General features: G+C 46.1%; 5 protein-coding genes. 4 read left to right on the forward strand and 1 reads right to left on the reverse strand.

The genetic code is table 11. The features are described from left to right. Window positions 1-163: GDP-mannose 4,6-dehydratase (locus KH943_RS09285; RefSeq protein WP_368493505.1), on the reverse strand; the 163-nt coding region annotated here is incomplete at its 3' end. Here KH943_RS09285 and hisG point away from each other — a divergent pair. The 4 genes from hisG to hisB form a co-directional block, all read left to right on the forward strand. Further along, the gene (gene hisG, locus KH943_RS09290; RefSeq protein ID WP_304110326.1) at window positions 99-965 is read left to right on the forward strand and encodes an ATP phosphoribosyltransferase; all 867 of its coding nucleotides are present in this window, start codon (window positions 99-101) and stop codon (window positions 963-965) included. The two genes, KH943_RS09285 and hisG, sit on opposite strands and share 65 nt — an antisense overlap. A gap of 54 nt (window positions 966-1,019) precedes the next feature. After that, entirely contained in the window at window positions 1,020-2,306 is a 1,287-nt protein-coding gene (hisD, locus tag KH943_RS09295; RefSeq protein WP_304110327.1) for a histidinol dehydrogenase, read from the forward strand. Window positions 2,307-2,405: 99 nt separating this feature from the next. Continuing rightward, window positions 2,406-3,464: a histidinol-phosphate transaminase gene (hisC, locus tag KH943_RS09300; protein ID WP_304110328.1), complete on the forward strand. Its 1,059-nt coding sequence runs from the start codon at window positions 2,406-2,408 to the stop codon at window positions 3,462-3,464. A gap of 18 nt (window positions 3,465-3,482) precedes the next feature. Then, window positions 3,483-4,377 (forward strand): bifunctional histidinol-phosphatase/imidazoleglycerol-phosphate dehydratase HisB (gene hisB / locus KH943_RS09305; RefSeq protein WP_304110329.1); only part of this gene is annotated, 895 nt, incomplete at its 3' end.

Below are 4,377 nucleotides of genomic sequence, written 5' to 3' on the forward strand. Positions count from 1 at the left end.
ACATGGAAGAACGACGCTTGATACCGTGTACCGTATATCCTTTCTTGATCAAGAACTCGGTAAGATAAGCCCCATCCTGTCCCGTAATACCCGTTATTATGAAAAAAGGCCGTTTAAGCCAAGATTGCGCCGCCCTACTCAAACAATGCGGGGTAAAAATCAATTGGAATGAACAACGACTTATCGCCTATTCGGAAAACCTACCGATTGAAATCCTGCGTGTGCGTGATGATGATATCCCTGGGTTGATTTTTGACGGTGTCGTAGACTTAGGTATCATCGGCGAAAATGTCTTGGAAGAGGAAGAGCTTGATCGCTTGGCAGCTGGTGAAACCATCGCCTACAAAAAACTACTCCAATTAGACTTCGGAGGCTGTCGCCTCTCTCTCGCCATTGACCGTGATCAAACTTACAATGGCGTACAAACCCTTGCTAATCAACGTATCGCCACTTCCTATCCACACCTTTTACGCCGCTATATGCAACAACAAGGCGTTCCTTTTAAAAACTGTTTACTGAATGGCTCGGTAGAAGTTGCCCCAAGTGCCGGACTAGCCACGGCAATTTGCGATTTAGTCTCTTCCGGTGCAACCTTAGAAGCCAATGGTTTAAAAGAAGTTGAAGTGATTTACCGATCTAAAGCCTGCTTAATTCAACGTGCTGAACCGCTTGATGCAGAAAAACAAGCACTGGTTGACCGCTTGCTAACCCGCATTCAAGGTGTGCAACAAGCCTCTGAATCCAAATACATTATGCTGCATGCACCAAAGGATAAACTGACACAAATTACAGCGCTACTCCCTGGGGTTGAAAATCCGACCATTTTGCCATTAGCCAGTGATAGCACGAAAGTCGCGATGCACGTCGTCAGCCAAGAAAATCTGTTCTGGGAAACCATGGAGCAATTAAAAGCTATCGGAGCCAGCTCGATTTTGGTATTACCAATAGAGAAGATGATGGAATAACCCAATCTTGCTTCCATTTACGGAAAAAGAAAATTAAATAAGAGGAAATAGAAAATGCAAACTTTAATCTGGAATAACTTAACTCAAGAAGAAAAACGCCAAGTGCTTGCCCGTCCAGCACAAAAAGTTGGTGAAAGCGTTAAACAGGCGGTGGATGCCATTCGTGAAAATGTTGCGCAAAACGGCGATAACGCGTTGTTTGAATTGTGCGAAAAATTCGACAAAGTAAAACTGACAAGCCTTGTTGTCTCTCCTGAGGAAATCGCCTCAGCTAGCGCTCGAATTTCCCCGGCACTTGCGCAAGCGATTCAACAGGCAAAAGCCAATATTGAAGCCTTCCACAAAGCACAACAAAATCAAGAAATCGACATCGAAACCCAAGCCGGCGTGCGCTGCCAAGTTGTTACCCGTCCGATTTCTCGCGTGGGACTATACATTCCGGGCGGTTCAGCACCATTATTCTCGACTGTTTTGATGTTAGCGATTCCGGCAAAAATTGCCGGCTGTAAAAAAATTGTACTGTGCTCCCCACCACCAATTGCCGATGAAATTCTTTACACCGCCCAACTATGTGGCGTGGAAACCATTTATGCGGTGGGCGGTGCACAAGCTATTTTTGCCATGGCACAAGGCACCGAAACGGTGGCTAAGGTCGATAAAATTTTCGGCCCGGGTAATGCCTTTGTGACTGAGGCCAAACGCCAAGTGGTGCAAAGCGGTACTGCCATCGATATGCCAGCTGGGCCATCGGAAGTATTGGTTATTGCTGATGAAACGGCAGATCCAGAATTTGTCGCCAGCGATCTGCTTTCCCAAGCCGAACATGGCGCTGACAGCCAAGTGATTTTAGTCACCACCAATGCGCAATTAGCCGCACAAGCCGAACAGGCTATTGCCCGCCAATTAGCACGTTTACCACGAGCTGAAACCGCTAGCAAAGCCCTTGGCCACAGCCGTATTTTTATTGCCGAAAGCTTGGCGCAAGCCGTAGCAATCAGCAACGAATACGCACCAGAACACTTAATCGTACAAACCCAAAACGCCCGTGCACTCTTGCCGGAATTAGACAATGCTGGTTCAATTTTCTTAGGAGCATACAGCCCGGAAAGCATGGGCGATTACGCTAGCGGTACCAACCACGTGTTGCCGACCTATAGTTATACCAAAACCTACTCTAGTCTTGGTTTAGCGGATTTCAGCAAACGAATGACCGTCCAAGAACTCAGCCCCGAAGGTTTTAAAAATCTGGCAAAAACTGTGGAAGCGATGGCGGAGGCTGAGCAATTAGATGCCCATAAACAGGCTGTCAGCATTCGTTTGGCAAAACTAAATGCGCAGTAAGCTAAATCAAACGCCCCCTCGGATTTCCGAGCTCTTGTAAAAACAACACATAACCCATTGATTTTATTATGTTTAAATAAACCGTAAAAAGGACAACATATGAACACAACACAGCTTTCCCGCCCCAACGTCCAAGCATTGATTCCTTACCAATCCGCCCGCAAACTGGGCGGCAACGGTACGATTTGGCTCAATGCAAACGAATCACCGCTTTCACCGAATTTTCAACTTTCCGGTAAAGACTTAAATCGCTATCCAGAGCCTCAGCCTCAGGCAGTGGTTGAAGGCTATGCCGCCTATGCCAGAGTCAACGCTGAGAACGTTTTAGTCACCCGTGGCGGCGATGAAGGCATTGAGCTGATTATTCGCACCTTTTGTGAACCCGCACAGGATGCCATTTTATTCTGCCCTCCCACCTACGGCATGTATGCAGTCAGTGCTGAAACTGCCAATGTTACCTGCAAAACTGTGTCTCTCGATGCCGATTTTCAGCTCAATTTGGAAGCCATCGAAGCGCAATTGGAGGGCGTGAAAGCGGTATTTGTTTGTAGCCCGAACAATCCGACCGGCAATCTGCTCAAGCGGTCTGATTTAATCAAATTATTGCAAATGACCGCCGGCAAGGCGATTTTGGTGGTTGATGAGGCCTATATTGAATTTTGTCCTGAAACGACCTTCGCCAACGAACTGCAAAACTATCCGAATTTAGCCATCATCCGCACCCTTTCTAAGGCCTTTGCCTTGGCAGGGTTACGTTGTGGTTTTGTCTTGGCTAATGCAGAGTTGATTCAAATTCTGAGCAAAGTGATTGCGCCTTATCCGATTCCGGTTCCAAGCGCGGATATTGCCGCCCAAGCGCTTGCTGATGCGAATCTGACCGTGGTTAAGGAACGCGTGCAAACCACTCTGGATAATCGTCAATGGCTTGCCGACCAGCTGGCTGCATTACCGCAAGTAGAACAAGTCTTTCCAAGTGAAGCCAATTATTTGCTCTTTAAATGCCAAGATGGCGAAAAAGTGTTTAAAGCCTTGTGGGATTTAGGAATTATTCTGCGCGATCAAAATAAAGCGTTAAATTTACAAGACTGCATTCGTATCACCGTTGGCACAAAAGAAGAATGTGAACGTGTGGTTGAAGCCATCAAACAAATAATCTAATACACAGGAGAACAGCCCATGCAACCGATTCTTTTCATTGACCGCGATGGTACCTTGATTGATGAGCCAAAAACTGATTTTCAAATTGATAGCCTTGAAAAACTCAAATTTGAGCCGAACGTCATTCCAGCAATGCTAAAACTGAAAGAAAAATACCGTTTTGTGATAGTTTCAAACCAAGATGGCTTGGGAACGGACTCTTTCCCACAAGCAGATTTTGATAAACCGCATAATGCAATGATGGCGTTATTCAAATCACAGGGGATTGAGTTTGATGATGTGCTGATTTGCCCACACAAACCGGAAGATCATTGCCAATGCCGCAAACCACAAACCAAGCTGCTTAAAAAATATATTGAGAAGAAATTATTCGATCCAGCACATTCTTTTGTCATTGGTGATCGGGCAACCGATGTGCAATTAGCCGAAAATTTAGGCATTCGTGCTATTCAATATAATTCGCAACAAATGCCTTGGGAATTGATTGCCGAAAAATTATTGGGCGAAGCGGTAAGTAACATCGGCAACCGCCCACCTCGTATTGCTGAAGTGGTGCGTAAAACCAAAGAAACCGATATTAAAGTGCAAGTATGGTTGGATGAAACCGGGGTTAATGATATCAAAACCGGCGTTGGTTTCTTCGACCATATGCTTGACCAAATCGCCACTCACGGTGGATTCCGCATGAACGTACAATGCAATGGCGATTTGTGGATCGATGAACATCACAGCGTGGAAGATACTGCCCTCGCTCTCGGTCAAGCATTGAAACAAGCCCTTGGCGACAAACGCGGCATCGCCCGCTTTGGCTTTGTGCTCCCGATGGATGAATGCCGTGCCGAATGTGCCTTAGATTTATCCGGCAGACCTTGGATCAAATTCAACGCAAAATTCAAACGTGATAAAGTCGGCG

It is taken from the genome of Haemophilus parahaemolyticus, from assembly GCF_018373095.1.
GTDB lineage: Bacteria > Pseudomonadota > Gammaproteobacteria > Enterobacterales > Pasteurellaceae > Haemophilus_A > Haemophilus_A parahaemolyticus_A.

Bases quoted from the DNA above. Each gene is read 5' to 3' on its own strand.
- hisC (WP_304110328.1), top strand. From the start codon at position 2,406: ATGAACACAACACAGCTTTCCCGCCCCAACGTCCAAGCATTGATTCCT.
- hisD (WP_304110327.1), top strand. From the start codon at position 1,020: ATGCAAACTTTAATCTGGAATAACTTAACTCAAGAAGAAAAACGCCAA.
- hisG (WP_304110326.1), top strand. From the start codon at position 99: ATGAAAAAAGGCCGTTTAAGCCAAGATTGCGCCGCCCTACTCAAACAA.